The following is a 25,795-nucleotide window of genomic DNA, read 5'->3' on the forward strand; positions in this document are numbered from 1 at the left end:
TGATGCGATGCCGTCTGAAACATTCCGGCTTCAGACGGCATGGGCTTGGAAAGACAAGGCGGGAATAAAAAACTGTTCTGTGTTGCCGCTCCTTGCTGTACCATCCGTATGGTTTACGGTTCTGCCGCCCTATTTTCAAAACATGACGCAGGTATCCCATGTCTTCTTTTATTTTTCCCGATAACGGGTTCGAATGGCGCAACGAAAGTCTGCAAAAACCGCCCAAAGGTTGGCATTATGTCCGCGAAAGCGGTGCAGACGGCATTTTGAAGGCTGCCTATCAAAATATTGCAACTGTCTGGCAGGGCGATTTCCACAATGCCAAACAGGTGCTTTCTGCAATGAAGAAGAAGGTCCGCAAACCTGCCGCCGTCCGTTCCGATGCGGATATCGCCGCCCTCTTCCATGCCCACCGTATGAAGCAGGCGCAACAGAGCCGTATTCTGAATATGCTTGCCGTTGAAATACGCCTCGGTTTTGTGTTGGACAACAAACGCGCGCCCGATATACGCGCCGCCCTGCTCGAGGTATTGTGAATTCTGACGCTATTTGAGACTGAACTACGCTATTTGCGACTTTATAACGCTAAGTTCGACTGGGCAAATATGGATCAACAACCAGTTATTGAAATTGCCGAATTCCCACATGATAATAAATTGTGGTGAATTGATGGGTTAGGGAAGATTTTTTCCCAATTGAAAAATAACAATAACCTGTTTATTGAAGTCTATTTACGCCCAGTTAACTTTCACGATAATTCTGTATATAACTTTGCTAAATTTGATAGTTCTGGTAGAGAAATTCCAGAATATAATCAATTGAAAAAGATTCCTGTTAATATAGGCTTGCTTCCTATTTTAAGAGTGGGATCTCTTTGGATAAAAGGAAAACTTCAAAACAATAATGCAGTTACAGATATAGCCACTCTTAAAAATATTGAAATAAATGCAAATACAGTAGAAATAATTAATAGCAATTACAAAATAAAATATTTAGATTCAAGCGGAAGAGAACAAGAGTGCAAACTATTGTTGCAGAAAAATTTTGCAACGGATGCAAAAGTACCTTTTTCTTGCTTCAAAATTCAAAATGAAAATTACAAAAATGGAATAATTATTCCAGTAATAGAAATTATCCGTTTTTACTATGCCTGTTCAACTAGACTAGCTCATTTAACATTTTCTAATCCAGACGAAATTACAAAAATCTCATATGCGATAGATAATGAAACAGACAAGGTAGTCATCAAATTACCACAGCAATATACAGATCAAGAAGCCTTTATTTTAGCAAGAATATTGACTTCAAATATTGCTTTATCTGGACTCTTTCAGATTAAAAATTCCCTAATAAAAATAGGAGTTAACGAACAACCAACTACATTATTATCTACCAATTTCCCATTTATCAATCCAACCAATTTAATGGTTCGCGGTATTAAAATTGTTGATAGATTCTTAGTTACGGAGATTTGTTCTTGTTCGTCTCCTTTTCCCGATATTTCTGTTGATAGGAATAATGACAATCGAAAGGGAGATAAAAAAACAGATATACCTGATGATAAAAAGAAAGAATATCGAAGAGGGGGACAAACTCCCAGTCCCAAGGGAAATTCCACTATTCAAAATCAATATGAATCAGTCAATTGCGTATCAACATTACAATTTAACTTAAACATAAATTGCTTTTCAGATTTGATCGGTAAAAAGATTGAAAAACCCCAAAAGCCCTTTAATGAATACAAAGCACAGAAACTTGCCATAAATGAAAAAATTAATGTAACCGGCTTAGGAGTGGATTTAGGTACATGGAGCCAAACTACAATTATGCCTGCGTCCATTAGCACTTTTAATACCCAATCTAAAAAACAAAATAGGGATGCCTTAGCTGCGACTTTTGACAATTCCGTACGTGCTATTGAACATTTGAATGAAGAATATTCAGATATTCAGGCTGCTATCCATCTATTTAATAACGAGAACTGTGATTTTGTTCCTTTTATTGCCCCAAGAAATAAAGCTCAATGGTCTTATTTGGATTCCAAAAGTAAGACAAGACGTAAAGTCTTATTTGGTAAAATTGAATATTGCGGAAAAACATTTTGGCTAATTGAAATTCAAGCGCGAGATAATGAACATTTTGTTACCGCTATTCTTCATTTAGATACGAATAATGAAATAGATTATTTTGCTAATTTATTACATGAATTGGCGAAGAATAAAGGTATTTGGGGTAAACTTGTAGGCATACAAAATATGAAGACTTTTAAGCATACGCATACAGATATTAAAAGTTATGCAGAGAAGATTTATACTAAGATTATTAACTTTAACAAGTAAGGATTTCCAATAATAGATAGTAAAATTCAAGACCAATGAACCAAAAGGCGCACATTTGATAGCAACAGATTCTTGGAAACAAGATTTCTTAAATGCGATTACCACACAATACGGTAAAAATAGGATTTTGCAAAAAGATACACCGCATTATCGTTTGATTGGCTTGCCGTTTTTTGCTGATAAAGAGAAAAATCCTAAACAATATGATAAGTTTGACCAGTTATTTCCATTGAGTTGATTTACCTGACAATTAGCATAATTTCAGGCTGCCTGAACAAGTAACAGGCAGCCTAAAAATCATAATTTGAAAAACAATCGCAATGGTTCATCAATCAATGCTTGAAAACCCATTTTTTCGTAAAACAATTTAGCTGATTTATCTTTTGCTTCTACCATCACAGCAAACGCAGCAATATCAGAACGGCTCACGCGCTGAATTGCATCAACCAACAATACTCGCCCTAATCCTTGTCCTGTAAATCGTTCATCAACTGCTAATCGTCCCAACAATACACACGGAATAAGCGGATATTTCGGCAATTTTTTGGCTTCGCTTTCAGGCAACAAGTCAATACAAATACCTGTCGCTGCCAACGTGTAAAAGCCAACCATCTCGCCTTGTTCATTTTCCGCCACAAAACACGAACTCAATTTACGTTTTACATCTTGGCTAACGGTTTTCTGAAAGTAGTGATTAAGCGGTTCTGACGTGCAATGAAAAGTTTTGCGATTGATGGATTTATCAAATGCTTTAATTTTAATCATGACTGAACCATTTTTTCGTGCAGTTTCATTGCTTCTTGCATGGCTACGGTAGGTTGGTTAGACGATCGCATTATTTCTACAAAACGCTGTTGGTCTGCCATAGATAATTTAACCATTTGATTTTCTCCAATGGTTTGTTTGGCTGCTTCTGATAGTGCTTTAATCATAAAATCGGTTAGTGTTCTTCCCTCCAAATTAGCAGCTTGTTTAATCATTTGCTGAATTTCAATAGGAATACGCGCTTCAATTCGGGCATAAGTCGTGGACATTTTCCTTATCCTTTTACTGATTAAGAAAATTCTATTTTACGGCAAATTGCCACATTTTGTGAAATGTTTTATTGTGAATTTGAAGACATATACAACTCTTTATGCACATTCCGATTCATTTGCAACACCATTTCCCGAAAGCTATCAGGACAATCCCGAAAATCTTTCAGTAAATGGTTGTAGCGAACTGCTTTATCCTGCCATGCCTGAATTAGGTTGTTGGAATAATCTTGCAGCAACCATAAGCAAGCGTGAATGGTGCTGTGTCGCTCGGCTAGGCTACGGCTTTCCCAAATTAGGCGTTTGCTGCGGTCTAGGTTGAGTGGTTGCTGTTGAATTTGGTCGCATAAATAGGCGTATAGATTGGGCGTAAGTCGTTGTGATGTGGCAATTACAACGAAATGGTGCAAAATTTTCAGCCAATCTATTTCAGGCTGCCTGAAATGATAATGTGGGTCGGCAATTTGGTTTAACCACGTTTGCCATTGTTGTCCTATTTTATCGTTAGTAAATACAACGCTTTCACTTGGGCTTTGGATTAAATCGTATTGGCAATGCCAACAGTATTTTAATGCTGTGAAATGGTGCAAATTCGGTCTGCCTAATTCTTGGCGATGAAAGGCAATGTATGCACCGCATTCAGGGCAGCAGTCGTGTAACATGGTTAGATGTTTGGGGCAAAAGGTGTGCAAAGCTACGCGCCATGATTTGCGAAAATACGATTCTTGGTTTTCTGCAAGGCATTTGTGGCAATAGGTAATGGCGTTGTTGTCGCGTTTGCGATGATTGGCTTTCAGGCTGCTTATCCATGCTAATTGGCTGGAAATTCTATTGTATTCAAATAATTTACCTTTTAGGCCGTCTAGCGTTGTTTCATGAATTTGAACAATCGGGCAGCCTGTTTTTTCGGCTAGCGCGTGGATTAACCAATCGGGTGCGTGTCGGTCTATATCTCTATTCCAAATTTCGTAATCAGGAAACAGCAAATGGTAAAAAGTTTGCACTTTCAAACCATTGGCATGAGCTAACCGAATCAACCACGATGTAAGCAATTCATCGGGATAAGGATTGGGGCGTGCTGGCAAAATCATAGCAATTTATCTAGTTGGCGTTTGCGTTGGCTAGGCGAAATCCAGTTAATTGACTGCAAAATTGGTTCGTTAATGCACTCTGTTTTTTGTTGAATGGCGGTTACGGCTGCCTGTGTGAGTAGGCGCGATAATTCGCCAATATAGCCCTCGCTCATGCTGTAAAGTCGTGTAGCTAACGATATTTCATGCAAATTAGACGGCTGTTTGAGTGGCAGCATTCGTTCAGAGCTCATCAACAAACGTAGGAAATTTTTGTCCATTTACCAACGTGGCAAAACGGCTGGCTCAAAACGATTGGCTAATTGGCTATCGGTTTGAATGGCGCGGTATGCGTCTTTTATGCCTACACCGACAATCGGAATTTGCAATTCATTTCCCATGTATTTCATCAATAATCAGCATTTTCGTATTGATATATTTGAGTAAATGCAGCACTTGCGCTAATTTTTTATCGGTTCTGTCGTGGGCTTTGTAGGGCGCAAACAGCAAATCCAAAATAGCATTGTAAAAACGGCTTTCATCAGGCGTTGGCGGTGCTTGGATTAGCATAACTGGCGCAATAATGCCGTTGCCGTTTGGGTTATCGTGTGCAGGGTGTTGGCGCAGAAAATGGGAAATCAACATCGTTTTGCCATTGTTTGTATCGCCAACCAGTAGCATATTAGGCATACGGTTCTGTTTGGGGAAAACAAGCAAATCTTCCAATTTCGTCAAAATGAGTTAATACCCTTTATCAATAACCCAAACTCAATTAGCTTTCTTATAATTTAGTCTCAAATAACAATATTATTTTCAGATCTTAATGCAAAATTTTTGTTCTCAGTCGCAAATAACATTATTAAAAGTATAAAATTTTGCATATTTTAGTCGCAAACAACGTTGGAATTCACAGGTATACGGAGAGGCGGACGGCAAACCGTTTTTCCTGCCGCTCAATCTGCTGCTGGGGTTTATGGGTGCGCACGAGTGGCATAAGAAAGGGGTTGCCGTTCCGCAGCTGGGCGGCAGTATACACGTTCCTTTCGGCGTATTTTCGCCGTTGCGCGGCGAATACCTCGACCTGCTTGCCCATGCGCCGTCAACGGGTTTTCAGACGGCATTCGATATCGGGACGGGCTCGGGCGTGCTTGCCGCCATTTTGGCGAAACAGGGCATTCCTTCCGTCATCGGCACGGATACCAATCCGAGGGCGGTTGCCTGCGCCCGTGCCAATATTGCCCGTTTGGGTTTTGAAAAACAGGTTGAAATCCGCGAAACCGATCTGTTTCCCGAAGGGTTTGCCGATTTAATCGTCTGCAATCCGCCCTGGCTTCCCGCCAAGCCTGACTTCCGCCGTCGAATCCGCGTTATACGACCCTGAATCTGCGATGCTGGCTGCGTTTTTGCGTGATGCGCCGAAACATCTGAACCCCGACGGAGAAATCCGCCTGATTATTTCCGACCTTGCCGAACATCTTCACCTGCGCCCGTCCGATTTTCTGGATAAGGCATTTGCTCAGGCAGGTTTGCGCGTTGAGGATGTTTTGAAAACCAAACCGGTCCACAAAAAAGCTGCCGCCCCGGACGATCCACTTGCCTTTGCCCGAAATAGGGAAACTACTTTCCTGTACCGTTTGAAAAAGGCATAACAAAACGGCTGCCCGTCAAAGCAGCCGTTTTTCATGCGGATTTGTACGATGCCGTCAGAAAATGTATTCCAACTGGCCGCGCACTACATCGACATTTTGTCTGACGTTGCCCGCCGTCGGCGTAACCTGTTTGCCGTTCAGGTAGAAGCCCTTAATCCGCCAGTTTTTCCAAGGGATATAGGTCAGACCGACCTGTACGCCCTGAACGTTTTTGCTGTAATCCTCAGCCGAAGACACGCCGGACAGCGGACCGACTTTGCGGTAGTTGGCGAATACGTCGTAAGACTGCGGTTTTTTGGTGTCGGCAAGTTTGTAGCGCAATTCGGTAAACACGCCGTAATTGGCGATTTTTCCGCCAGCATCGTGATAGGCTTTCAGATTGGATTTGCCGGCTGCCGCCATCCAGCGGATATTGTCGTTCAGCTTCACGTCCGTACCGATTTCGCCCAATACGGCATCATGTTCCGCGTTTCCGTGTTTGACTTTGTCCATATAGCTGACGGTTGCGCCGACATTGATGCGTTCGCTGACGGGCAAAGTTGCCTGGGCGGAGGCGAAATGCCTGCGGTGTCCGCCTATGCCCCATACGTTGTCGTTAAGATTGCCGGTTCTGCGTCCGAGTGTAATTTTCGCCGGCAGCGAGGTGTTGTTGAAAAACAGTTCGGCACCGGTAACTTCCGTATCCCAAACCCTGCCGTAAGAGGAGAATGCACCAAATTTGCCGATACGCGCCTTCAGATTGGGCGTAAGGCTGCCTTCTGCATAGAGTTTGTTCATCGGCACATCGTGTTTGCCGTTGAATTTGCCTGTTTCCAGATTGATGTTCGGCTCGATTTGGACGACCGCCTTCCAATCTTTATAGAGTTTGGCACGCAGCCACAATTCGGTATTGAAGCTGGTGTTAGTGTTTTCGCCGGTCGGATAGGAGCCGCTGTTGCTTGCCGCCGTATCTTTGCTGTCAACGCGCACGCGGAAACCGCCGTTGAGTGTCAGCCTGTCGCCGAACAGACTGATTTTGTCGTCGTCTTTACTGATGATGCTGCCCGAGTTGACGTAATCGCCTGTGGTCGAAAGGGCTGCCGCATCGCGACCGCCGTCGATACCCGATGCCGACACGGGAAGGGAAACTAGCATTGCCATGCCGGTCAGAAGCATGGGTTTCAATAAGTCCATACTGTCTCCGATAAAAGAGGAAAAACGTCGGTAATTGTTGTATTTTGTGCAGACCTATCGTATGGAATGCCATCCGTCGGGTCAAGAAAATATTGACGGTTTTTAACGTTTTTTATCGGGGTTTGATGTGTGTCAATCTTGGGAAAACACACGTTTGAGCATATTGCCCAATGCCGTCTGACGGACTTTGACAGTAGCTGCCGCCTGACGGAAGGTTTCTTCTCCGCCGAAGAACACGAATTTTTCCTTTGCCCTGGTAATGGCGGTGTAAAGCAGCTCCCTGCTCAAGCCGGAAAGCGCATCGTCCTCCTCGTTCGAAGGTGCGGCAGAGGGCGGCAGCAGCCAGACTTCCCGATACTCCGAACCTTGGCTTTTGTGGACGGTCATGGCGAATGCGGGTTCAAAATCCGGAAGGCAGCTGACTGCAACCTTTTTAAATCCGTCCGCATCGGCAAAATAGGCGGCAAGGCTGCCCTGCCGTCCGACATCTTCCATAATCAGTCCGATGTCGCCGTTGAACAGTTCAAGCGCGTAGTCGTTCTGCCTGATCATAATCGGCTCTCCGGCAAAATATGCCGGATGTTCCGGTATGTTCATTTTGCGGCGTACATGGCTGCAATAGGCTTCGTTGAAGTCTTCCGCATCCTGCCGCCAAGCTGCCAAAACCACGATATCCGAGATGCCCGCGTATGCGGCTTCGATATTGCCGTCTTTTACCGCCTGCCAATAGGCTTTGTGCGCCCGGTACAACCTTTCGACTCGAGCGTTCGGACGGCATTCCGAATGTTCCAGTTCGTCCGGAAACCGGTCAAACAATGCCCACGCCCCCTCATCGCCCGATACGGCGGCACGGGCAAGGCAGCCGATGCCGCTGTCGCCGCCGAAGCGGTGGCTGAACGACAGATGGGCGGTGTTTTGTGCCAACACGGGCGGATTTGCGCTGACGCTGAAACCGTGTTCTGGAAGGAAGCCGGCCAGCCTTTGATGCGTTTCTCCGTCCAAAACGGTTTTTTGCGACAAGACGGACAGCACGGCCCCGATTCCGACGGACGGAAGCTGGTTTTCATCTCCCAGCAGAATCACGCGCGCGCCGGTTTTGACCGCTTTTAAAAGTTGCAGCATCAATGCCGTATCTAGCATAGAGGCTTCATCGACAATCAGTACGTCGAACGGCAGCGGACGGATATGGTCGAACGCCGACTGCATTTTGGGCGGATACAGCTTCAGCAGGCGGTGGACGGTTTGCCCTTCCAGTTTGAGCAAATGGCGGCGGACGGCCTCCGGCGCGTCAAAACCGTTGATTGCACGGTGCAGCGCGCGCGCCATATGTGCCGCTGCTTTGCCTGTCGGTGCGGCAAGCGCGATGTTGGGAAGATTTTCGTCTTCGCCGCAAATCAGTGCCAGCAGTTTGGCAACCGTTGTCGTTTTGCCCGTTCCCGGCCCTCCGGTAATCACCATAAACGGCTGCAACAGTGCCAAGGCGGCGGCATCGCGCTGTCCTTCGCTTCCCGCGCCTTGAAACCATTTTGCGAGGTTTTGCCGCGCGCCTGCCGCGTCAGGGGCGGACGTGCCGGCTGCCGCCAAGCGTTTTATCTCGACCGCCAAATCGTATTCCAACTGCCACATCCTGCCCAAAAACAGCCTTCTGCCTTCTAAAATCAAAGGCGCGGCGGATGTTCCGACCACGGGCGCGAGTGCTGATAGCGCGTCAGCCTCGCCACCGCTCAAACGGATAAACGAATGACCGTTTTGCAATGCCTGAAACAGGCGTTCGGTGCAGTTGGCAAGCACTTCGCTGCCTGAACCCGCATAGTGTTCCAAAAAACGGATTGCTGCCCTTGCTGCCGCTTGGGCAAATTCATCTGTCTGCCGTTCCATCGTATTCCTTGTCGAAATGCCGTCTGAAGGCGCGGGGCTTCAGACGGCGCGGTGTTGTTTCTGCTGTTTAGGCGTTTGCGCCCTGTTTGGGGTGCAGGCTGCCGTCTTTCATCTCCATAACGCGCCCGAAGCGGCCGGCAAGTTCGTCGTCGTGGGTTACGACCACCAGCCCTGTCCCCAATTCCGTTTTCAGTTCCAGCATCATATCCAAAACATTCCTTGCGTTTGCCCGGTCGAGATTGCCGGTCGGCTCGTCGGCAAGCAGGCATTTTGGTTGCGTAACCAAGGCGCGCGCAATGGCGGCACGCTGCCGCTCACCGCCGGACAGTTCGCCTGCGCGGTGCGCCGAACGGTGCTTCAGTCCGACCTTTTCCAGCATCGCCATTGCCGCCTCCGCAGCTTCTTCACGGTTTTTTTTGCCAATCAGCAAAGGCATCATCACGTTTTCCAGCGCGGAAAACTCCGGCAGAAGATGGTGGAACTGGTACACAAAACCGAGATGGCGGTTGCGCAAATCGCCCAAACGCCGCTGGTTTAAGGCACGCAAATCCTCACCCATCAGCAGCACCCTGCCTTCAGACGGCATATCCAGCCCACCCAAAATATGCAGCAGTGTCGATTTTCCGCTGCCCGAAGAGCCGATGATGCCGGTGCTTTCCCCCGCGCGGATTTCCAAATCCAAGCCGTGCAGCACCCGAACGTCCAAACCGCCGTCCCGATAGCGTTTGCCCACGCCTTCGCATTTCAAAATCAACTCACTCATAACGCAAAGCCTCCGCCGGTTGGGTTTTTGACGCGCGCCAGCTCGGGTAGAGCGTCGCCACGAAAGACAGTCCCAAGGAAATGCAGGCAATCAGGGCAACGTCGCCCATATCAACATCGCTGGGCAGGTAGTCGATAAAATAAACCTGCGAATTGATGAGGTGGACACCGAGCAGGTTTTCAAAAAACGCCACGACCCTGCCGACGTTCCAACCCAAAAGCACGCCGCAGACCACACCCGCCAGCGTGCCGAAAAAGCCTGAAAACGCGCCCTGCACCATAAAAATCTTCATCACGCCGGCAGGGGAAAGACCCAAAGTCCGCAAAATCGCAATGTCCGCCTGCTTTTCCGTAACCGCCATCACTAACGAAGAGACAAGGTTGAACGCCGCCACGGCGATAATCAGCGTCAGGATGATGAACATCATCCGTTTTTCCAACTCGACCGCCTCAAAATAGCTTCGGTTGCTGAACGTCCAATCGCGCACCCAAACCGTATCCCTTTGCGCCTCCGGAATCAGTGTTGCCGTCAAGGCGGGGGCGTTTTGCGGATCGGCGAGTTTCAGCCGCAGCCCCGCAACTTCCTTATCCAAGCGGTACAGTACGCGCGCGTCTTGGATATGCGTCATCGCCAATGAGTTGTCCACTTCGTAAACGCCCGTCTTAACCAGACCGACCACGGTAAACTGTTTCAGGCGCGGTACGACTCCGGCGGGGGTAACGTTACCCTCCGGCGTGATGACGGTAACTTTATTGCCGACTTCCGCACCCAAAGCCTCCGCCAAACCGACACCGAGGATAATGTCAAACTCGCCCGGAATCAGGTCTTCAAACTTGCCTGCCGGCATTTTGTCGCCGTATTCCACCACTTTGCGTTCTTCAGACGGCAAAATGCCGCGCATCTGCACGCCCCTGATTTCGCCCGCGTTTGCCAGCAATGCCTGATTGGAAACATAGGGCGCGGCAGCCAAAATGCCTTTGCGGTTTTCGGTAAACCGAAGCAGGTTGCGCCAATCCGTATCCGTATTGTCGATATAGCCGATTTCGGCGTGCGGTGCGACATTCAGGAGCTGCCCACGTATTTCTTTCTGAAAGCCGTTCATAACCGACAAGACGACAATCAGCGCGGTTACGCCCAAGGCGATTCCGGCAATCGAAACCATCGTGATAAACGACATAAAGCCGTTGCGCTTTTTCGCCCTGAGATACCTCAAGCCTATCCAAGCCTCTAGAGAAAACATAACGCTACCTTAAAAATGTCTGCAAACGTGCCGCCCCGGACGGCGGTTTGGGGGCGGCGGCAAAAGTTTATTGTACCGTAAAACCCCGGCAGCGTCCGAACGGCAGGCTGTGCAAATAAAGACGAGGTATGTGGCAAATTCGGAAAAACAGGGCGGAAAACTTGCACAACGTGCCAAACTGCCCTATCCTTCTCTTGAAACAAAACCTTTTCTTTAAGGAAAACAATGAATATCAGGAAAATCTCCGCTTTGTGTGCTGTTGCCGTTTTTACTGTTTCGACAGCCTATGCCAAAGAAATCAAAATCGATGCCAACAACACGCCTTATTCCGAAGCCGACGCGCAAAAGCTGGCGGCAACGGCAGTTGGTATGGGCGTTAAGGAACCCGTCAGCCTGAACGGCAGCAGCGGCAGCATTACCGTTTCCGGCAGCAGCGCGACGCAGTGCGTGTTCAAAGTCGGCAACGGAGGCGCGTTGCAGATTCAAGGGCTCAACTGCAAGTAAACCGCCCGGAAAAATGCCGTCTGAAGGCTTCAGACGGCATTTTGCATTGGCGGCGTTACGCCCCGCCTTCTTTAATCAGGCGACGTTCGTACACCGCCTGCGCCAGCGTTCCCGCATCGACATATTCCAATTCGCCGCCCAAGGGAATACCCTGCGACAGCCTGCTGACTTTGTAAGGCAGGTTTTTAAAAAACTCGGACAGGACATACGCCGTCGCATTGCCTTCTGCGGTAAAAGCGGTTGCAATAATAATTTCTTCGATTTCTTCTTTTTTCAGCCGTTCGGCGAGCTTATCCAATGCGATGGCGGATACGTCCATTCCCAGTGCCGTATTGATTTGCCCCATCAGGACGAAATACAGCCCGTCGTGGCAATTTGCCGCTTCCATATTCGACACGTCGGCAGGCATATGCACCACCATCAGCCGCCGCCTGTCGCGTGTTTCATCGGCACAAATATCGCACAATCCGCCTTCGCAAAACGTGTTGCACCTCGCGCAATGGTGAACCTGCTTCAATGCCGTCTGCAAGGCATCCACCAGCTCTTCAGCCTCTTTGCGCTTGTGCTGCAACAGATGGTACGCCATCCGCTGTGCCGATTTCGGCCCGACGTTGGGCAATACTTTCAGCGCACCAATCAGCCTTTGGAAGGCATCTTGCTTTTTGGAATTCATCATACTCTGCCATATGGGAAAACGGTCGGAATATTCCGACCGTTATGTTGTCAACAAAAGTGTCAATTACTGACCGTCGCCGTTGTCGACCGATTGCGCTCCTTTGGTCTGTTTGATTTTGCCGTTGAAATAGCGGATCAGCAGATCGAAGGTATTGGCAGACTGCTGTTGCGCCAAAGCCTGTTTTGCAGAAGGAAGCCTGTTGGCGATATCATCCGGCGGGGTTACAGCCTGTACTTCGACAATCACGGGAGCCGGCAGGACGGTCAGTCTGACATAGGCGGGTTTGCCGTTTGCCGGTTTTGCTTTCAGCAGTTCCGCATAAGCCTCGGGCGGCATAGACTGCCTTGCCTGCTGCGCGCCCAAAACGGACACTTCCGACCATTTCACGTCAATTGCCTTGCCGCCGTTCAGTTGGGTAAGCACTTCTTTTGCCTTGTTTTCGGCAAGTTTGGCGGCTTCGGCGCGGATATAAGCCTGACGCACCGCATCTTTGGCTTCTTCAAACGGCAGGTTTTTTTCTTCGCGGACTTCTTTGGCGCGGACGACCCACGCGATTTCATTATTGATAGACAACACTTCGGAATTGTGTTTTTTCTTCAATACGTCGTCGCTGAATACGGCATTGATTACATTTTCAGGCAGTCCGGACATTTGCGCGTCCTGCCTGCTCAGCCAAGTTTCTTGGGTTTCGACTTTCAAACCGCTGTTTTTGGCGGCTTCGTCAAGCGAGGAAGGATGGTTGAACGCGTCATCGCCCAGTTTTTCTTTTGCCTTATTGAAGTCGGCAACCGCCTTTTTCATTTTCAATTCGTTCTCAACGGCGGCTTTTTCCTGCTCGAAAGAAGGTTTGGCTTCATTTGCCGGCAAACGCGCCACGCGCTCTTCATACGCATTTTTCACTTCTGTTTCGCTGACGGTCTGTTTGTCTGCAAAGTCTTTCAGATTCAATGCGACATATTCTAATTTGACTGCCTGCGGCAGCAGGTAGTCTTTTTTGTTTGCATTATAAAATTTCTGCAAATCGGCTTCAGACGCTTTGACTTGGGCGATAAATTCGTCGGGGTTAAAAGTATGCGAACGGATAGTACGGTTAACCTGGGTCAGTTTGACCAGTTGCTCCGCCTGGGCATCGCTGACCAAGACACCGTTTTGAACAAGGTTTACCAAATTCTGCAATGCGAATTGGTCACGGATTTCCTCGACGAACTGGTCTTCCGATATATGGCGTTGCGAAAGGTACTGGCTCAAAAGGGCATGGCTGAATTTGCCGCCTGCATCGTGAAAATTAGGATCGTCTACAATAATCTGTTTGATTTGTTCCTGGGAAACGGAAATACCCATCAGTTTTGCACCTTGTTTCAGATAGGCGCGTTGCAGCAGGGATTGGAATATGGCATCGCGTGACGGGCTGCCTCCGTCAGCCTGTTCATTTTGCATGGCGACATTAATCGAATGATCGCTGATTTTTTCGTCCCCAACTTGGACGATGTAATCGGAACCGGGGTGTGAAACCGTGCTGACGCCGAAGCCGACAAAAGTTAATGCAATCAGGCCTAATAAGACTTGGGCGGGTGTTCTGTATTTTTCGATGGAATGGAACATATTTTCAGATCGGAATATGGAATGGGGTTGGGAAATATAGATTCCGTATTGTAACGGTTTTTATACGCGTCTGCACGAAGGCTTAATTAACGTTTGAATATCTCTCGATAAGATTCATCGCTGAAACCGACATGAACCTTTCCGCCGTATTCCAGTACGGGACGTTTGATAAGGCTTGGCATTTCGGACATTATCCTGACCGCACTTTCCCTTGAAGACAGGGCTTCCTCCTGCATCAGTGCATCAAGTCTGCGCCATGTGGTCCCCCGTTTGTTGAGCAGTATCTCCAAAGGCACCTGCTCCAGCCACAGGCGGATTTCCGCTTCGGAAGGCGCCTGTTTTTTAAAATCCCGAAATTCAAATTCCATACCATATTTGGCAAGCCAGCTTTTAGCTTTTTTGACCGTATCGCAATTTGGGATGCCATGAAGGACTATCATTTGGAAACCTTTTGCCTGAAATAATAAAACCGATATTTTACTATAAGTGTCTGAAAATTTGCCCGTCTGTTTCAGACGGCAGTGCGCTTATGTTACAATCCGAAAATTTGAAAAATTAATCTCTTTCCAATATAAGGTTTTACCAGTAATGATTTCTACCAACGGCATTACCATGCAGTTCGGCGCAAAGCCGCTGTTTGAAAACGTATCCGTCAAATTCGGTGAAGGCAACCGCTACGGCTTGATCGGCGCGAACGGTTCGGGCAAATCCACCTTCATGAAAATCCTCGGCGGCGATTTGGAACAGACGGCCGGTGAAGTCGCAATTGAAAACGGCGTGCGTTTGGGTAAATTGCGCCAAGACCAGTTTGCCTACGAAGACATGCGCGTGCTGGACGTGGTGATGATGGGGCATACCGAAATGTGGGCGGCGATGACCGAGCGTGATGCGATTTACGCCAATCCCGAAGCCACCGAAGACGATTACATGAAAGCCGCCGAACTGGAAGCCAAGTTCGCCGAATACGACGGCTACACCGCCGAAGCGCGCGCTGCCGAATTGTTGAGCGGCGTGGGTATTTCTGAAGATTTGCACAATGCGACCATGGCGGAAGTCGCCCCGGGCTTCAAACTGCGCGTATTGCTGGCGCAAGCCCTGTTCTCCAAACCGGATGTATTGCTCTTGGACGAACCGACCAATAACTTGGACATTAATACCATCCGCTGGTTGGAAGGCGTGTTGAACCAATACGACTCCACGATGATTATCATCAGCCATGACCGCCACTTCTTGAACGAAGTCTGCACCCACATGGCGGATTTGGACTACAACACCATCACCATCTATCCGGGCAACTACGATGATTATATGCTCGCTTCCGCCCAATCGCGTGAGCGCGCCCTGAAAGACAACGCCAAAGCCAAAGAGAAACTGCAAGAGCTGCAAGAGTTCGTCGCCCGCTTCTCTGCCAATAAATCCAAAGCCCGTCAGGCAACCAGCCGTCTGAAACAGGCAGACAAAATCAAATCGGAGATGGTCGAAGTCAAACCTTCTACCCGCCAAAACCCGTATATCCGTTTTGAAGCCGACGAAAAAGCCAAGTTGCACCGTCAGGCGGTAGAAGTGGAAAAACTGGCGAAACGCTTTGAAACCCAGTTGTTCAAAAACCTGAACTTCATCCTTGAAGCAGGCCAACGCCTCGCCATCATCGGCCCGAACGGCGCGGGCAAATCCACCCTGCTGAAACTCTTGGCAGGCGCGTACAACCCCAAATATTCAGACGGCCTGTTGCCGGACGAAGGCAGCATCAAATGGGCGGAAAAAGCCAGTGTCGGCTACTATCCGCAAGATCATGAAAACGACTTCGACGTCGATATGGACCTGAGTGAATGGATGCGCCAATGGGGTCAGGAAGGCGACGACGAACAAGTCATCCGCGGTACTTTGGGGCGTTTGCTCTTCGGCAGCAACGACGTGGTAAAAAAAGTGAAGGTTCTCTCCGGTGGTGAAAAAGGCCGTATGCTTTACGGCAAACTGCTGCTGCTGAAACCCAATGTTTTGGTGATGGACGAACCGACCAACCATATGGACATGGAAAGCATCGAATCGCTGAACATGGCACTGGAAAAATACAACGGCACGCTGATTTTCGTCTCCCATGACCGTCAGTTCGTTTCCTCCCTGGCAACCCAAATCATCGAATTGGACGGCAAAGGCGGCTACGAACATTACTTGGGCGATTACGAAAGCTATCTCGAGAAAAAAGGCATAGCATAACCGCCTGTTGAAACAATGCCGTCTGAAGCCTCTTCAGACGGCATTATTGATAACTTTAAAATAGGAAGCATATGCAGACTTACCTCGTCGGCGGTGCCGTCCGCGATTATCTTTTGGGCTTGCCTGTCAAAGACCGCGATTGGGTGGTCGTCGGCGCAGACGCGCAAACCATGCTGGCGCAAGGCTTCCAGCCGGTTGGCAAAGATTTTCCCGTATTCCTCCATCCCGAAACGCACGAAGAATACGCCCTCGCCCGCACTGAACGCAAAACCGCCAAAGGTTACGCCGGTTTCAGTTTCCACGCCGACAAAGACGTTACGCTGGAGCAGGATCTGATGCGCCGCGACCTGACCATCAACGCGATGGCGCAAGATGCAGACGGCAAGATTATCGACCCTTTCGGCGGACAACGGGATTTGGCGGCAGGCATTTTGCGCCACGTCTCCCCCGCCTTTGACGAAGACCCCGTCCGCATCCTGCGCACTGCCCGCTTTGCCGCGCGCTACGGATTTGAAATCGCCGAAGAAACCATGAAGCTGATGCGGAAAATGGTGGAAAACGGCGAAGTGAACGCTTTAGTCGCCGAACGCGTCTGGCAGGAATTGGCAAAAGGCTTGATGGAGAAAAATCCCAGTAGGATGATTGAAGTGTTGCGCGAATGCGGTGCGCTCAAAGTCTTGCTACCCGAAGTCGACGCCCTCTTCGGCGTGCCGCAACGTGCAGACTACCATCCCGAAATCGACAGCGGCATCCATACCCTGATGACGCTGCAACGCGCCGCCGATATGGGTTTGAGCCTGCCCGAACGTTATGCCGCCCTGCTGCACGACTTGGGCAAAGCCAAAACGCCGCCCGACATCCTGCCGCGCCACCACGGACACGACATCAACGGCGTAGAACCCGTGCGCAAAGTCAATCAGCGGCTGCGCGCGCCGAAACATTGCGCCGAGCTTGCCGAATTGGTTTGCCGTTGGCACATTATTTTCCACCAAGTCGGACAGCTTAAAAGCCAAACCATTCTGAACGTATTGAAAAAAACCGATGCCTTCCGCCGTCCCGAGCGTTTTCAGACGGCATTGAACGTCTGCATTGCCGACACGCAAGGCCGTCTGAACCGCGAACACACGCCCTACCCGCAACGCGCGCACTGGCTCGCCCTGCTCGAAGCCGCCAATCAGGCGGATTCGGGCAAAATCGCCGCCGAATGCCGCGCGCAGGGAAAAGCGCACCTTATCGCCGAAGAAATCGATCGGGCGCGACTGACAGAAATTACCCCATTACAAAAAGCATTTCGGACGGAGCAAGAAAAGACGGAAAAACATTAAAACGCCCAATGCAGCCACTTTTAAAGTTTTAAGGACGATACCCAATCCAAGCTTTAAAACAGCCGCCGCCATATCCGCTATAATTCACTCTTCAGCCATTCCGTTCCCAACATAAAATCATGACCCTACAAACCGATTTATTGCCTAAAATCAACAACGAAGATTACCAACGCCTCATCCTCAAACATAGTGCGGAATTTAGCGGTGGCGAAATCCGCCTATTGAACGAAATCCTCGAAAAATTCAATTTTGACGTTGTTCAGGCGCAGGCATTGGCGCAGGCGGTGATGCAGCAAATCCGCTTCGACCCCAACGCCTACCACATCGACAGCGACGACGAAGACACCACAGGCATCTGCCCACACTGCATCAACCCGCCTATGCCGCCCCTGCGCGACTATCTTGTTTGGCGCGAAACGCGCGGATAAAACGCTTTTGACCGTTATCTTTCCAATGCCGTCTGAAACGCCGCCGACCGTTCGGACGGCATACCCGACAAAGGGAACATTATGCTGCAAACCGACAACCTGACCGCCGCGCAACCGCAACGCATCGTTGCCGCCCAAACCGCCTCCGCACAGGAAGAACTGCTCGAACGCGCCCTCCGCCCCAAAACGCTGGACGACTACATCGGGCAGCATAAAGCCAAAGAGCAGCTCGCCATTTTCATCCAAGCCGCCAAAAAACGCGGCGAAGCACTCGACCATGTTTTGCTTTTCGGTCCGCCCGGACTGGGCAAAACCACACTGGCGCACATCATCGCCAAAGAACTGGGCGTAAATTTGCGCCAAACCAGCGGCCCTGTCCTCGAACGCGCAGGCGACCTTGCCGCCCTTCTGACCAACCTCGAGCCGCACGACGTATTGTTCATCGACGAAATCCACCGCCTCAGCCCTGTTGTCGAAGAAATCCTCTACCCCGCGCTCGAAGACTACCAGCTCGACATCATGATAGGCGAAGGTCCTGCCGCACGTTCCGTCAAAATCGACCTTCCGCCCTTCACGCTTGTCGGTGCGACCACCCGCGCCGGTATGCTGACCAATCCGTTGCGCGACCGCTTCGGCATCGTCTCCCGCCTCGAGTTTTACGAAAAGCGCGACCTTGCCACCATCGTCAGCCGTTCGGCACAACTGTTGCAGCTCGATATGTCCGAAGAAGGCGCGGAAGAAATCGCCAAACGCAGCCGGGGCACGCCGCGCATCGCCAACCGCCTGTTACGCCGCGTGCGCGATTTCGCCGATGTGAAAAACAACGGCACGATCGATGCCGCCGTCGCCGATGCCGCTTTAAGCATGCTGGACGTGGACGCGCAGGGGCTGGACGTGATGGACAGGAAATTCCTCGAAGCCGTTTTGCACAAATTCGGCGGCGGTCCCGTCGGTTTGGACAACGTTGCCGCCGCCATCGGCGAATCTACGGACACCATCGAAGACGTTATCGAACCCTACCTCATCCAACAAGGCTTTTTGCAACGCACCCCGCGCGGCAGGATGGCGACCGAACGCGCCTACCTGCATTTCGGGCTGCCCGTCGAAAAATAAACCATGCCGTCTGAAACCGAACCGCCGACCAAAGTCGGATATCATCCCCTTTGTCTGCAACAGCTTCAGACGGCATGTATTTTTTATCAGGTTTTGTACCCTATCCGTTGCAGAATGCAGGATTCGCAAAATTCCGTACTGCTCGGACTTGATACTGACAACTGCAGTACCGACTGATGCGCCGATGGTAACGCCTGAAGAAAAACCGTTTGCCATATACTGATATACATCCATTGAAATAAGGTTGTTTGCATGTTTATCGTCGGTATGCTCATGGGAGCCACATTCGGCGTATAAGCATTGGTATCCACCAAAGCGACCTTGACCGTATCATCCGCCCAGTTCAACTGCCCCTCCAAGAACATCTGGCGGGAAGTATCGTAAAGTGTATTAGCCATACCGTACCTTTCCGTTAAAAAACCCATTAAACCAACCGTATCGGCGGCATTCAACCGCCTAAAAAAAGCCCGAACCATTTTCAGGTTCAGGACTTCCTCAATGCCCGAAGGCAAAACCGCCGTCGGTACGCGCATCCGAGTGCTTGTCCGGCAGATAAATGCCGTCTTTCGCCCCCGCAACGCGCCGTTGCCGGTTCCTCACGCCCGCCATAATGTTTTCCGACTTAATGGCACGCTTCGAATGCTTCCTGTTCCACTGCGCCACCACGCCGCGCAACTCGTGCAAAGCCGCCGCGTGCCGTGCCGCACCGCCCAATCCGCCCTTGACGGACTCCTTAGCTGCCAAAGCCGCAAATTCAGGCATTCCCTTAGCCGCCGCAACGCCCATTTTCTTCAATACAGCCTTCTCGGCGGCTTTCCTGCCCATATTCAAAATACCGCCGCCAAGCCTCATCGTCGCCTTGTCCACCGCGCCGACACCTTCGCCCTTATGCCAAGCCACGCCAAGCTCCCTGCGAGTCTGAGACTTATGCCCCTCATGAATCTTCCGATAATCCATATCCTCAGCCTTCAGTTGGCTGAGTTCCTCTGTATCGCGCGTAAAAGCATTCCACGCCATACGCACCGAACATGCAGAATTTTTAAACCCGCGCGTCAACGCCCAATCATCGGAAGCCTCTCGCGCATCTTTTTCAGTAAAGTCGCGATACTTCTTCAACCCTCCAGCAAGCTGCCCGTGTTCCAACGGATCGTATCTAACCAAATCATTCATTGCCCAACCCTCTTCTCACCTTTTCCATTCACATATAAGTTACACAAAAAACACACCGACAAACCATTTCCAAAAGCAAATAAAAAGCCGTCTGAAGAAAATTTGTTTACAGACGGCATTGTTCCGATGTTATTCAAACAAAACCAATTTAAAGATTCCCCAAATATTCCAACAAAACCAACCAATGCGTGTGCGGCATATCGCAATGCGCTTTCAAACCCATTGCCACCTCCCGCTTTTGTTCCGTCGCCAAAGTTACGCCCGTAATCTCGGCAACCCGCTCTTGCATCAAGCCGTACTTGTGGCGCAATTCCTTCAGGTTGTTTGGCGTGTAACCGATGTTTTCACGGTAATGCAAGAGGTTTTTGAATATATTGCAAGATTCTGATTTATATGGTTTTAAATTTATCTAAGCCCGATAAAAAAGCCACCTGATTAAATCAGGTGGCCTGTATTTTGCGTCCCTAAATTGTCCCAATGTGTTTTAAGTAATTGATTTATTTATTATTAATGGTGCGGACGGAGAGACTCGAACTCTCATACCTTTCGGCGCCAGAACCTAAATCTGGTGCGTCTACCAATTTCGCCACGTCCGCATAAGGATGGTGATTATACAGATTTTGTCCGATTGCACAAGGCTTTGGGCGTAATAGTTGAGGCTTATGCTTGGCGGCGGTAAAATCCGCCCTTCGCCCGCCTGCTATCGGAATCCGGCGGTTTTTTGTTTTTGTTGACGGAATTTGGGTATGCCTGCTGCTTTGATTAAGGATTTTCTGCTGACTCAGGGTTTGAAGCTGCCGCTTGACGAGGTTCGGGCGGCGTATCTGACGGTGCAGACGGTAATGGATATGGGGACGGCTTCGATTGACCGTTCGGTTTTGTGGCGTGAGCATGAGGATTGGAGGCTTGCCGATTATTTGGAGCAAAACAGTGGAAATGAGGAAGGTCTGAAACGGCTTTTCATGGCTTTGGATTCGGTGTTTTCGCGCTCGACAGGCGTGCGGAGTGCGGCGGTCTATGCCCTGATGCCGTCTGAAAACGCCGCCCTCCGGCTGGTTTGCCTGTCCCAACAGGGAGAAGGTTTGGAAAACATATGGGAGCTGGATGAAAATGTTGCCGATGTTTCGCTTGCCTGCCGTTCGGCGCAAAGCGGTTGGATGAATATTGCCTCGGATGTGCGCCGTTGGTTGGATTTGGGAGAGCTTTCGGGAGAACGCAATCATGCTTCGGCGGCGCAGCTTTCCATTCCCGTTTGTACGGAGAGCGGCGGCGTGCTGGGTGTGGTTCACGTCGAATTTGAAAAAGCCGGTTGTGCGGATGAGGCGGCGCAGGCGGAATGGGTGGCTCTTGCCTTGGCTTTGTCCGAACCTTTGAAGCAGCTTTTGGGCATCACTGCCGCAGAGGGAGCTGAAAATGTCTGAATTATTGAGCTATGTCGCTTCCTGCCGCCTGCCGACCGAATGGGGCGTATTTACGATGCACGGTTTTGAAGAGGCAAACGGGCAGGAACACGTCGCGCTGACCGTCGGCGATTGTTCAGACGGCAATCCGGTTCTGACGCGCATCCACTCCGAATGTCTGACGGGCGACGCGCTGTTCTCGAGAAAATGCGACTGCGGGCCGCAACTGGAAGCGGCAATGAAGGCTGTTCAGGCGGAAGGGCGCGGCATCATCGTCTATCTGCGTCAGGAAGGGCGCGGCATCGGGCTGATTAACAAAATCCGCGCCTATCATCTGCAAGACCAAGGTATGGATACCGTCGAAGCCAATTTAGCACTCGGGCTGCCCGTCGATGCCCGCGATTTCCGTTTGGCGCAATATATCTATGAATATCTGGGCATCCGCTCGGTCAAACTGCTGACCAATAACCCCGAAAAAATCCAAACCCTGAAAGATGCGGGGATTAACGTGGTCGAACGCATCCCCCTGCACGTCGGGGAAAATCTGGAAAACGAGCGTTATCTCCAAACCAAAGCAGACAAGCTGGGACATCTGATGTCGGAATAAGGCAAAGATGCAGGGAACGGGCATCCTGCGCCGCCTTTCGGGAAACAGGTTTCCATACCTTGATAAAGCAATAAGTTTTATAAAGTTACAGGGTGCGGATGCAAACGCATTGCGGGTACGGGTTTGAGGCATACGCGCAAACATCTTAATATAATGGATTGATATTTATGATTTTCTCCATCATCGTCCCTATTTACAATGTGGAAAAATACCTCCGCTGCTGCGTGGATTCCGTGCTTGCCGAAAATTTTGCCGATTATGAAATGATTTTGGTCGATGACGGTTCGCCGGACGGCTGCGGGAAGATTTGCGACGAATATGCAGGCAAATATCCGCATATAAAAGTGATTCATAAAGAAAACGGCGGGCTGTCGGATGCCCGCAACGCCGGTATCCGGGCGGCAAAAGGCGATTACCTGATCTTTTTGGACAGCGACGACTATTGGGCCGATACCAACTGTTCAAAAAACGCGGGGGGGGGATTCTCTTTGATTTACAACAACTTGCAGATAAAAAGATTGATTTGATCCTGCACCCTTCGTCCTTCAATTACCACGACATCTCCAAAGGGGAGGACTTTTCGGATAATGATTTTGTCCGCCATTTTGAAATGCTGGTGGAGGGGCGGTACTATATCTCCAACGCGTGGACAAAGATTGTCAGGCGGGAAATAATCATCAAAAACAATCTGTTTTTCCCAAAAGGATACATTCACGAGGATTTCCCGTACAGTTTGCAATTGGCGCGTTTTATCAAGACTTTTGCCTTTTACGATAACCCTTTTTACCAGTACCGCGTTCTCGGCGGCTCTATCAGCCACAACATCAAATACAAAAATTTCAGTGATATGCTGACGCATCTCGACCGGGGTGTGGATTTTTTAGTCGAAAACAAAAATTCCCCTATCTACGGCGGTTTGCAAAAATTTGTCTTCGACAATATCGGCTATCTGAGGTCTATATTGGTAGGGCTTCATTTTTCCAAAAACATTATCGTCATCTACCGAGAATATTTTTCATTTAAAGAAAAATGCAGAAAGATATTCGGCTCGAAGGCAATCCGTCCGGTTTTTATCGGGAAGGTGGCATTTATCAAAGGCTTTTTATCAGAAATTTTTTCGGAATAACCCTCCGGAAACCCCATAATCAGAAGCGTGCGGGAAGAAACAGCCGCCCCGCCGGCGGGATTGCGGCAATGCCGTCTGAAGCCACGAATCCGGCTTCAGACGGCATCTGTTTACCAAAAAGCAAATAATTCGGTTTAGCGAAAAACAGATTTGCTTTTTGGTAAATACGCGATTACAATCCGCTACATCCGGTTTCCGCAAAGGGAAAAACAATGACCGATACAGCCAACCTACGCCGCCGCAACCTGCGGCAATGGATAGAAAAACATTACGGCGGTTTGCAAACCCGTTTTGCCGAAGCCGTCTGCCTCAATACGGGCGAACTCTCCGCCCTCTTAAAAAACAAATCCTTCGGCGAGAAAAAAGCCAGAAAAATCGAACAGGCGGCGAACATGCCTACCATGTGGCTGGATCAGGCAAACCCTGCCGCCCCAACCGACCATCAAGAAAGGCGTACCATGTCCCATATTTCCACCATCCCCGAAATCCTAGCAGACATCAAAGCCGGCAAAATGGTCATCATTACCGATGCCGAAGACCGCGAAAACGAAGGCGACCTGCTGATGGCGGCGCAATTCGTTACTCCCGAAGCCATCAACTTCATGATCAAAAATGCACGCGGCCTGGTCTGCCTGCCGATGGCTGGCGAAATGGTCGAAAAACTCGGCCTGCCCATGATGACCCAAAAAAACGGCGCGCAATACGGCACCAACTTTACCGTCTCCATCGAAGCCGCACACGGCATTACCACCGGCATTTCCGCCGCTGACCGCGCACTGACTATTCAAACCGCCGTTTCACCGACCGCCAAACCCGAAGACATCGTCCAACCCGGTCATATCTTCCCGCTTCGCGCCCAAAAAGGCGGCGTACTCGTCCGCGCCGGACACACCGAAGCCGGCGTCGATCTGGCGCAAATGAACGGGCTTATCCCTGCCGCCGTCATCTGTGAAATCATCAACGACGACGGCACCATGGCGCGTATGCCCGAGCTAATGAAATTTGCCGAAGAACACAATCTTAAAATCGGCACCATTGCCGACCTCATCGAATACCGCAGCCGTACCGAAAGTCTGCTCGAAGACATGGGCAATTCGCCGGTACAAACCCCGTGGGGCGAGTTCCAACAACACGTTTACGTGGACAAGCTCTCCGGCGAAACCCACCTTGCCCTCGTCAAAGGCACGCCCTCCGCCGACACCGAAACCCTCGTCCGCGTCCACGAACCCTTCAGCGTGATGGACTTCATCCAAGCCAATCCGCGCCATTCCTGGTCGCTGCCCAAAGCCCTTGAGCGCATCCAACAAGCCGAAAGCGGCGTAGTCATCCTCCTGCACCGCACCGAAGACGGCGCATCCCTGCTCGACCGCACCCTGCCCAAAGGCGCAAACCAAGCCTACAAATGGGACAGCAAAAGCTACGGCATCGGCGCGCAAATCCTCGCCGGCCTCAACGTCAAAAAACTGCGCGTCCTCGGGCAACCCTCATCTTTCACCGGTCTGACCGGCTTCGGTTTGGAAGTCGTCGGCTTTGAAGAAGCGGAAAACAAATAAACCGCCCGTCCTATCAAAAGGTCGTCTGAAACCCAAATTCCGGTTTTCAGACGACCTTTTGCTATAAATTACCTGATTCAGCCAGAACCTCCCATAAAAGTCATTATTATAGTTTATTCTAAATAAAAATAATAATATAATAAACTAAGAATAATTTAAGAGTAATTTTTATTGCATTAAAAAATAGAAATGTAACATAATACTCACCATCAAGAATGAATCCTCTCCTCCTGATATTTTATTTAACCCTAAAACAAAAGGATATAATTATGCCTAATAGCTTTATCGACCGCCGCACAGAAATATACAACCAACGAAATCAAAATAAGATTACGTTGAGTTTACGTTTATCCATTAAAGATGATTTGATTTTGCAAGAGCTTGCCGATGCTTGGGAAACAACCCGCCAAGATATCATCAATGATTTAATTCAAGAATTTATTATTCAAGACTGGGAGAACAAACGAATGATTGACAAACAAAAAGAAGAAGAATTTGATAATTCAACTACAACACGATATTTCTTATTAAATACTAATAGTGCCAACGACCTGGAAGACCATAATTTTATGATGACAAACCAAGTAGCTGCTGCATTTGAAGATGGCTACAAAGAAAAAATCTGTCGGATTAAAAAAGGAGACTATGTATTCCTATACGCCTCTGGACAAGGAATTGTTGCATATGGTCAAGCAACAGGAATCATAGAGAAAACTCATCATTACGGCGTTGATAATAAAACATTTTTTCAGAAACTAGAACATTTTATCGATTTAAGTCAAAATCCAATCAAAGCAAAACAGGTTAAATCCATTTTGGGACGTTCTTTTCCTTTTGCCCAAACATTATCTCAGATTACTGATGGGGAAAAACTGTTGGAGAATCTCAAATAAGACAAAGTAAGGCTACAAGTATCCTGTAAAATGGC

Annotated in this window: 24 protein-coding genes, 1 tRNA gene and 5 pseudogenes; 15 read left to right on the forward strand and 15 right to left on the reverse strand. The window is 49.2% G+C overall.

Annotation, left to right across the window (positions count from 1 at the left end; genetic code table 11):
- Positions 1-158: 158 nt before the first annotated feature.
- The 3 genes and pseudogenes from Q3O06_RS02145 to Q3O06_RS02155 all read left to right on the forward strand — a co-directional run.
- Positions 159-530 (forward strand): annotated as a pseudogene (locus Q3O06_RS02145) (methyltransferase); the annotation flags it as partial.
- 165 nt (positions 531-695) lie between these two features.
- Positions 696-2,339, forward strand: a complete 1,644-nt coding sequence (locus tag Q3O06_RS02150) for a Tn7-like element transposition protein TnsE (RefSeq protein WP_301817412.1) — start codon at positions 696-698, stop codon at positions 2,337-2,339.
- A 37-nt stretch (positions 2,340-2,376) separates the two neighbouring features.
- Positions 2,377-2,577 (forward strand): annotated as a pseudogene (locus tag Q3O06_RS02155) (HI_1054 family type III restriction endonuclease); the annotation flags it as partial.
- Between the two features lie 59 nt (positions 2,578-2,636).
- On the opposite strand, the gene Q3O06_RS02160 reads toward Q3O06_RS02155, so the two are convergent.
- The 4 genes and pseudogenes from Q3O06_RS02160 to Q3O06_RS11095 all read right to left on the reverse strand — a co-directional run.
- The gene (locus Q3O06_RS02160; RefSeq protein WP_301817413.1) at positions 2,637-3,104 is read right to left on the reverse strand and encodes a GNAT family N-acetyltransferase; all 468 of its coding nucleotides are present in this window, start codon (positions 3,102-3,104) and stop codon (positions 2,637-2,639) included.
- Entirely contained in the window at positions 3,101-3,373 is a 273-nt protein-coding gene (locus Q3O06_RS02165) for a type II toxin-antitoxin system TacA family antitoxin (protein ID WP_003710290.1), read from the reverse strand. Before Q3O06_RS02165 ends, Q3O06_RS02160 begins: the two co-directional genes overlap by 4 nt.
- A 68-nt stretch (positions 3,374-3,441) precedes the next feature.
- The gene (locus Q3O06_RS02170; protein WP_301817415.1) at positions 3,442-4,464 is read right to left on the reverse strand and encodes a TniQ family protein; all 1,023 of its coding nucleotides are present in this window, start codon (positions 4,462-4,464) and stop codon (positions 3,442-3,444) included.
- A pseudogene (locus tag Q3O06_RS11095) lies at positions 4,461-5,181 on the reverse strand (TniB family NTP-binding protein); the annotation flags it as partial. The gene Q3O06_RS02170 and the pseudogene Q3O06_RS11095, both read right to left, overlap by 4 nt.
- 175 nt (positions 5,182-5,356) lie before the next feature.
- Here Q3O06_RS11095 and Q3O06_RS02180 point away from each other — a divergent pair.
- Positions 5,357-6,092, forward strand: a pseudogene (locus Q3O06_RS02180) (methyltransferase); the annotation flags it as partial.
- Positions 6,093-6,146: 54 nt separating this feature from the next.
- On the opposite strand, the gene Q3O06_RS02185 reads toward Q3O06_RS02180, so the two are convergent.
- The 4 genes from Q3O06_RS02185 to Q3O06_RS02200 all read right to left on the reverse strand — a co-directional run bounded on the left by Q3O06_RS02185 (position 6,147) and on the right by Q3O06_RS02200 (position 11,146).
- Positions 6,147-7,265, reverse strand: coding sequence for a hypothetical protein (locus Q3O06_RS02185; RefSeq protein WP_301817416.1), 1,119 nt, complete (start codon positions 7,263-7,265; stop codon positions 6,147-6,149).
- A 132-nt stretch (positions 7,266-7,397) separates the two neighbouring features.
- A complete protein-coding gene (recD, locus tag Q3O06_RS02190; protein ID WP_301817417.1) occupies positions 7,398-9,143 on the reverse strand; it encodes an exodeoxyribonuclease V subunit alpha in 1,746 nt (581 codons plus the stop codon).
- Between the two features lie 67 nt (positions 9,144-9,210).
- A complete protein-coding gene (lolD, locus tag Q3O06_RS02195) occupies positions 9,211-9,906 on the reverse strand; it encodes a lipoprotein-releasing ABC transporter ATP-binding protein LolD (RefSeq protein WP_301673330.1) in 696 nt (231 codons plus the stop codon).
- Positions 9,899-11,146 carry a lipoprotein-releasing ABC transporter permease subunit gene (locus Q3O06_RS02200; protein WP_115118895.1) on the reverse strand — a complete coding sequence of 416 codons (1,248 nt, stop codon included), beginning with the start codon at positions 11,144-11,146 and terminating at the stop codon, positions 9,899-9,901. The genes lolD and Q3O06_RS02200 overlap by 8 nt, the downstream gene beginning before the upstream one ends.
- 225 nt (positions 11,147-11,371) lie before the next feature.
- Here Q3O06_RS02200 and Q3O06_RS02205 point away from each other — a divergent pair, with 225 nt between their 5' ends.
- Complete coding sequence (locus Q3O06_RS02205) at positions 11,372-11,650, forward strand: hypothetical protein (RefSeq protein ID WP_192888269.1); 279 nt, start codon at positions 11,372-11,374, stop codon at positions 11,648-11,650.
- A 55-nt stretch (positions 11,651-11,705) separates the two neighbouring features.
- Here the strand turns inward: Q3O06_RS02205 and recR are convergent, their stop codons facing one another.
- The 3 genes from recR to Q3O06_RS02220 all read right to left on the reverse strand — a co-directional run bounded on the left by recR (position 11,706) and on the right by Q3O06_RS02220 (position 14,368).
- Entirely contained in the window at positions 11,706-12,323 is a 618-nt protein-coding gene (recR, locus tag Q3O06_RS02210; RefSeq protein ID WP_301817527.1) for a recombination mediator RecR, read from the reverse strand.
- 66 nt (positions 12,324-12,389) lie between these two features.
- Positions 12,390-13,928, reverse strand: a complete 1,539-nt coding sequence (locus tag Q3O06_RS02215) for a SurA N-terminal domain-containing protein (RefSeq protein WP_301817419.1) — start codon at positions 13,926-13,928, stop codon at positions 12,390-12,392.
- A gap of 86 nt (positions 13,929-14,014) precedes the next feature.
- Complete coding sequence (locus Q3O06_RS02220) at positions 14,015-14,368, reverse strand: arsenate reductase (RefSeq protein WP_003750380.1); 354 nt, start codon at positions 14,366-14,368, stop codon at positions 14,015-14,017.
- Positions 14,369-14,516: 148 nt separating this feature from the next.
- Between Q3O06_RS02220 and Q3O06_RS02225 the strand changes: the two genes are divergently transcribed.
- The 4 genes from Q3O06_RS02225 to ruvB all read left to right on the forward strand — a co-directional run bounded on the left by Q3O06_RS02225 (position 14,517) and on the right by ruvB (position 19,011).
- Positions 14,517-16,145, forward strand: coding sequence for an ABC-F family ATPase (locus Q3O06_RS02225; protein ID WP_301817421.1), 1,629 nt, complete (start codon positions 14,517-14,519; stop codon positions 16,143-16,145).
- Between the two features lie 71 nt (positions 16,146-16,216).
- Entirely contained in the window at positions 16,217-17,470 is a 1,254-nt protein-coding gene (locus tag Q3O06_RS02230) for a multifunctional CCA addition/repair protein (protein WP_301817424.1), read from the forward strand.
- Between the two features lie 119 nt (positions 17,471-17,589).
- Positions 17,590-17,898: a hypothetical protein gene (locus Q3O06_RS02235; protein ID WP_301817425.1), complete on the forward strand. Its 309-nt coding sequence runs from the start codon at positions 17,590-17,592 to the stop codon at positions 17,896-17,898.
- A gap of 81 nt (positions 17,899-17,979) precedes the next feature.
- On the forward strand, positions 17,980-19,011 hold the full coding sequence (ruvB, locus tag Q3O06_RS02240; RefSeq protein WP_301817426.1) for a Holliday junction branch migration DNA helicase RuvB: 1,032 nt from the start codon (positions 17,980-17,982) through the stop codon (positions 19,009-19,011).
- An 86-nt stretch (positions 19,012-19,097) separates the two neighbouring features.
- Here the strand turns inward: ruvB and Q3O06_RS02245 are convergent, their stop codons facing one another.
- From Q3O06_RS02245 to Q3O06_RS02260, 4 genes and pseudogenes are all read right to left on the reverse strand, one after another.
- Complete coding sequence (locus Q3O06_RS02245) at positions 19,098-19,544, reverse strand: hypothetical protein (protein WP_301817427.1); 447 nt, start codon at positions 19,542-19,544, stop codon at positions 19,098-19,100.
- A 151-nt stretch (positions 19,545-19,695) separates the two neighbouring features.
- Positions 19,696-20,181: pseudogene (locus Q3O06_RS02250) on the reverse strand (hypothetical protein); the annotation flags it as partial.
- 148 nt (positions 20,182-20,329) lie between these two features.
- Positions 20,330-20,539 (reverse strand): helix-turn-helix domain-containing protein, encoded by a 210-nt coding sequence (locus Q3O06_RS02255; protein ID WP_301673322.1) that lies wholly within the window; start codon positions 20,537-20,539, stop codon positions 20,330-20,332.
- A gap of 153 nt (positions 20,540-20,692) precedes the next feature.
- Positions 20,693-20,777: transfer RNA gene (locus Q3O06_RS02260), tRNA-Leu, on the reverse strand.
- A gap of 150 nt (positions 20,778-20,927) precedes the next feature.
- On the opposite strand from Q3O06_RS02260, the gene Q3O06_RS02265 reads away from it, so the two are divergent.
- The 6 genes from Q3O06_RS02265 (at position 20,928) to Q3O06_RS02290 (ending at position 25,760) form a co-directional block, all read left to right on the forward strand.
- Positions 20,928-21,602 carry a hypothetical protein gene (locus Q3O06_RS02265; RefSeq protein WP_301817428.1) on the forward strand — a complete coding sequence of 225 codons (675 nt, stop codon included), beginning with the start codon at positions 20,928-20,930 and terminating at the stop codon, positions 21,600-21,602.
- Positions 21,595-22,188, forward strand: coding sequence for a GTP cyclohydrolase II (gene ribA, locus Q3O06_RS02270; protein WP_301817430.1), 594 nt, complete (start codon positions 21,595-21,597; stop codon positions 22,186-22,188). Before Q3O06_RS02265 ends, ribA begins: the two co-directional genes overlap by 8 nt.
- Positions 22,189-22,355: 167 nt before the next feature.
- Complete coding sequence (locus Q3O06_RS02275) at positions 22,356-22,715, forward strand: glycosyltransferase family 2 protein (protein ID WP_301817432.1); 360 nt, start codon at positions 22,356-22,358, stop codon at positions 22,713-22,715.
- Complete coding sequence (locus Q3O06_RS02280; protein ID WP_301817434.1) at positions 22,712-23,314, forward strand: glycosyltransferase family protein; 603 nt, start codon at positions 22,712-22,714, stop codon at positions 23,312-23,314. Before Q3O06_RS02275 ends, Q3O06_RS02280 begins: the two co-directional genes overlap by 4 nt.
- 212 nt (positions 23,315-23,526) lie before the next feature.
- On the forward strand, positions 23,527-24,867 hold the full coding sequence (gene ribBA, locus Q3O06_RS02285; RefSeq protein WP_301817436.1) for a bifunctional 3,4-dihydroxy-2-butanone-4-phosphate synthase/GTP cyclohydrolase II: 1,341 nt from the start codon (positions 23,527-23,529) through the stop codon (positions 24,865-24,867).
- A 269-nt stretch (positions 24,868-25,136) separates the two neighbouring features.
- Positions 25,137-25,760 carry a hypothetical protein gene (locus Q3O06_RS02290; protein ID WP_025458424.1) on the forward strand — a complete coding sequence of 208 codons (624 nt, stop codon included), beginning with the start codon at positions 25,137-25,139 and terminating at the stop codon, positions 25,758-25,760.
- Positions 25,761-25,795 lie beyond the last annotated feature (35 nt).

It is taken from the genome of Neisseria maigaei, from assembly GCF_958267405.1.
In the GTDB taxonomy this organism is placed as follows: Bacteria; Pseudomonadota; Gammaproteobacteria; order Burkholderiales; family Neisseriaceae; genus Neisseria; species Neisseria bergeri.

What these genes read in the sequence shown, in the direction of transcription:
- Q3O06_RS02265 (WP_301817428.1), top strand. Translation starts at nt 20,928, where the DNA reads ATGCCTGCTGCTTTGATTAAGGATTTTCTGCTGACTCAGGGTTTGAAG.
- Q3O06_RS02185 (WP_301817416.1), bottom strand. Translation starts at nt 7,265, where the DNA reads ATGGACTTATTGAAACCCATGCTTCTGACCGGCATGGCAATGCTAGTT.
- ribA (WP_301817430.1), top strand. Translation starts at nt 21,595, where the DNA reads ATGTCTGAATTATTGAGCTATGTCGCTTCCTGCCGCCTGCCGACCGAA.
- ruvB (WP_301817426.1), top strand. Translation starts at nt 17,980, where the DNA reads ATGCTGCAAACCGACAACCTGACCGCCGCGCAACCGCAACGCATCGTT.
- Q3O06_RS02220 (WP_003750380.1), bottom strand. Translation starts at nt 14,368, where the DNA reads ATGATAGTCCTTCATGGCATCCCAAATTGCGATACGGTCAAAAAAGCT.
- Q3O06_RS02165 (WP_003710290.1), bottom strand. Translation starts at nt 3,373, where the DNA reads ATGTCCACGACTTATGCCCGAATTGAAGCGCGTATTCCTATTGAAATT.
- Q3O06_RS02230 (WP_301817424.1), top strand. Translation starts at nt 16,217, where the DNA reads ATGCAGACTTACCTCGTCGGCGGTGCCGTCCGCGATTATCTTTTGGGC.
- Q3O06_RS02245 (WP_301817427.1), bottom strand. Translation starts at nt 19,544, where the DNA reads ATGCGCGTACCGACGGCGGTTTTGCCTTCGGGCATTGAGGAAGTCCTG.
- Q3O06_RS02205 (WP_192888269.1), top strand. Translation starts at nt 11,372, where the DNA reads ATGAATATCAGGAAAATCTCCGCTTTGTGTGCTGTTGCCGTTTTTACT.
- Q3O06_RS02235 (WP_301817425.1), top strand. Translation starts at nt 17,590, where the DNA reads ATGACCCTACAAACCGATTTATTGCCTAAAATCAACAACGAAGATTAC.
- recR (WP_301817527.1), bottom strand. Translation starts at nt 12,323, where the DNA reads ATGAATTCCAAAAAGCAAGATGCCTTCCAAAGGCTGATTGGTGCGCTG.
- recD (WP_301817417.1), bottom strand. Translation starts at nt 9,143, where the DNA reads ATGGAACGGCAGACAGATGAATTTGCCCAAGCGGCAGCAAGGGCAGCA.
- lolD (WP_301673330.1), bottom strand. Translation starts at nt 9,906, where the DNA reads ATGAGTGAGTTGATTTTGAAATGCGAAGGCGTGGGCAAACGCTATCGG.
- Q3O06_RS02200 (WP_115118895.1), bottom strand. Translation starts at nt 11,146, where the DNA reads ATGTTTTCTCTAGAGGCTTGGATAGGCTTGAGGTATCTCAGGGCGAAA.
- Q3O06_RS02170 (WP_301817415.1), bottom strand. Translation starts at nt 4,464, where the DNA reads ATGATTTTGCCAGCACGCCCCAATCCTTATCCCGATGAATTGCTTACA.
- Q3O06_RS02215 (WP_301817419.1), bottom strand. Translation starts at nt 13,928, where the DNA reads ATGTTCCATTCCATCGAAAAATACAGAACACCCGCCCAAGTCTTATTA.
- Q3O06_RS02160 (WP_301817413.1), bottom strand. Translation starts at nt 3,104, where the DNA reads ATGATTAAAATTAAAGCATTTGATAAATCCATCAATCGCAAAACTTTT.
- Q3O06_RS02275 (WP_301817432.1), top strand. Translation starts at nt 22,356, where the DNA reads ATGATTTTCTCCATCATCGTCCCTATTTACAATGTGGAAAAATACCTC.
- Q3O06_RS02225 (WP_301817421.1), top strand. Translation starts at nt 14,517, where the DNA reads ATGATTTCTACCAACGGCATTACCATGCAGTTCGGCGCAAAGCCGCTG.
- Q3O06_RS02290 (WP_025458424.1), top strand. Translation starts at nt 25,137, where the DNA reads ATGCCTAATAGCTTTATCGACCGCCGCACAGAAATATACAACCAACGA.
- ribBA (WP_301817436.1), top strand. Translation starts at nt 23,527, where the DNA reads ATGACCGATACAGCCAACCTACGCCGCCGCAACCTGCGGCAATGGATA.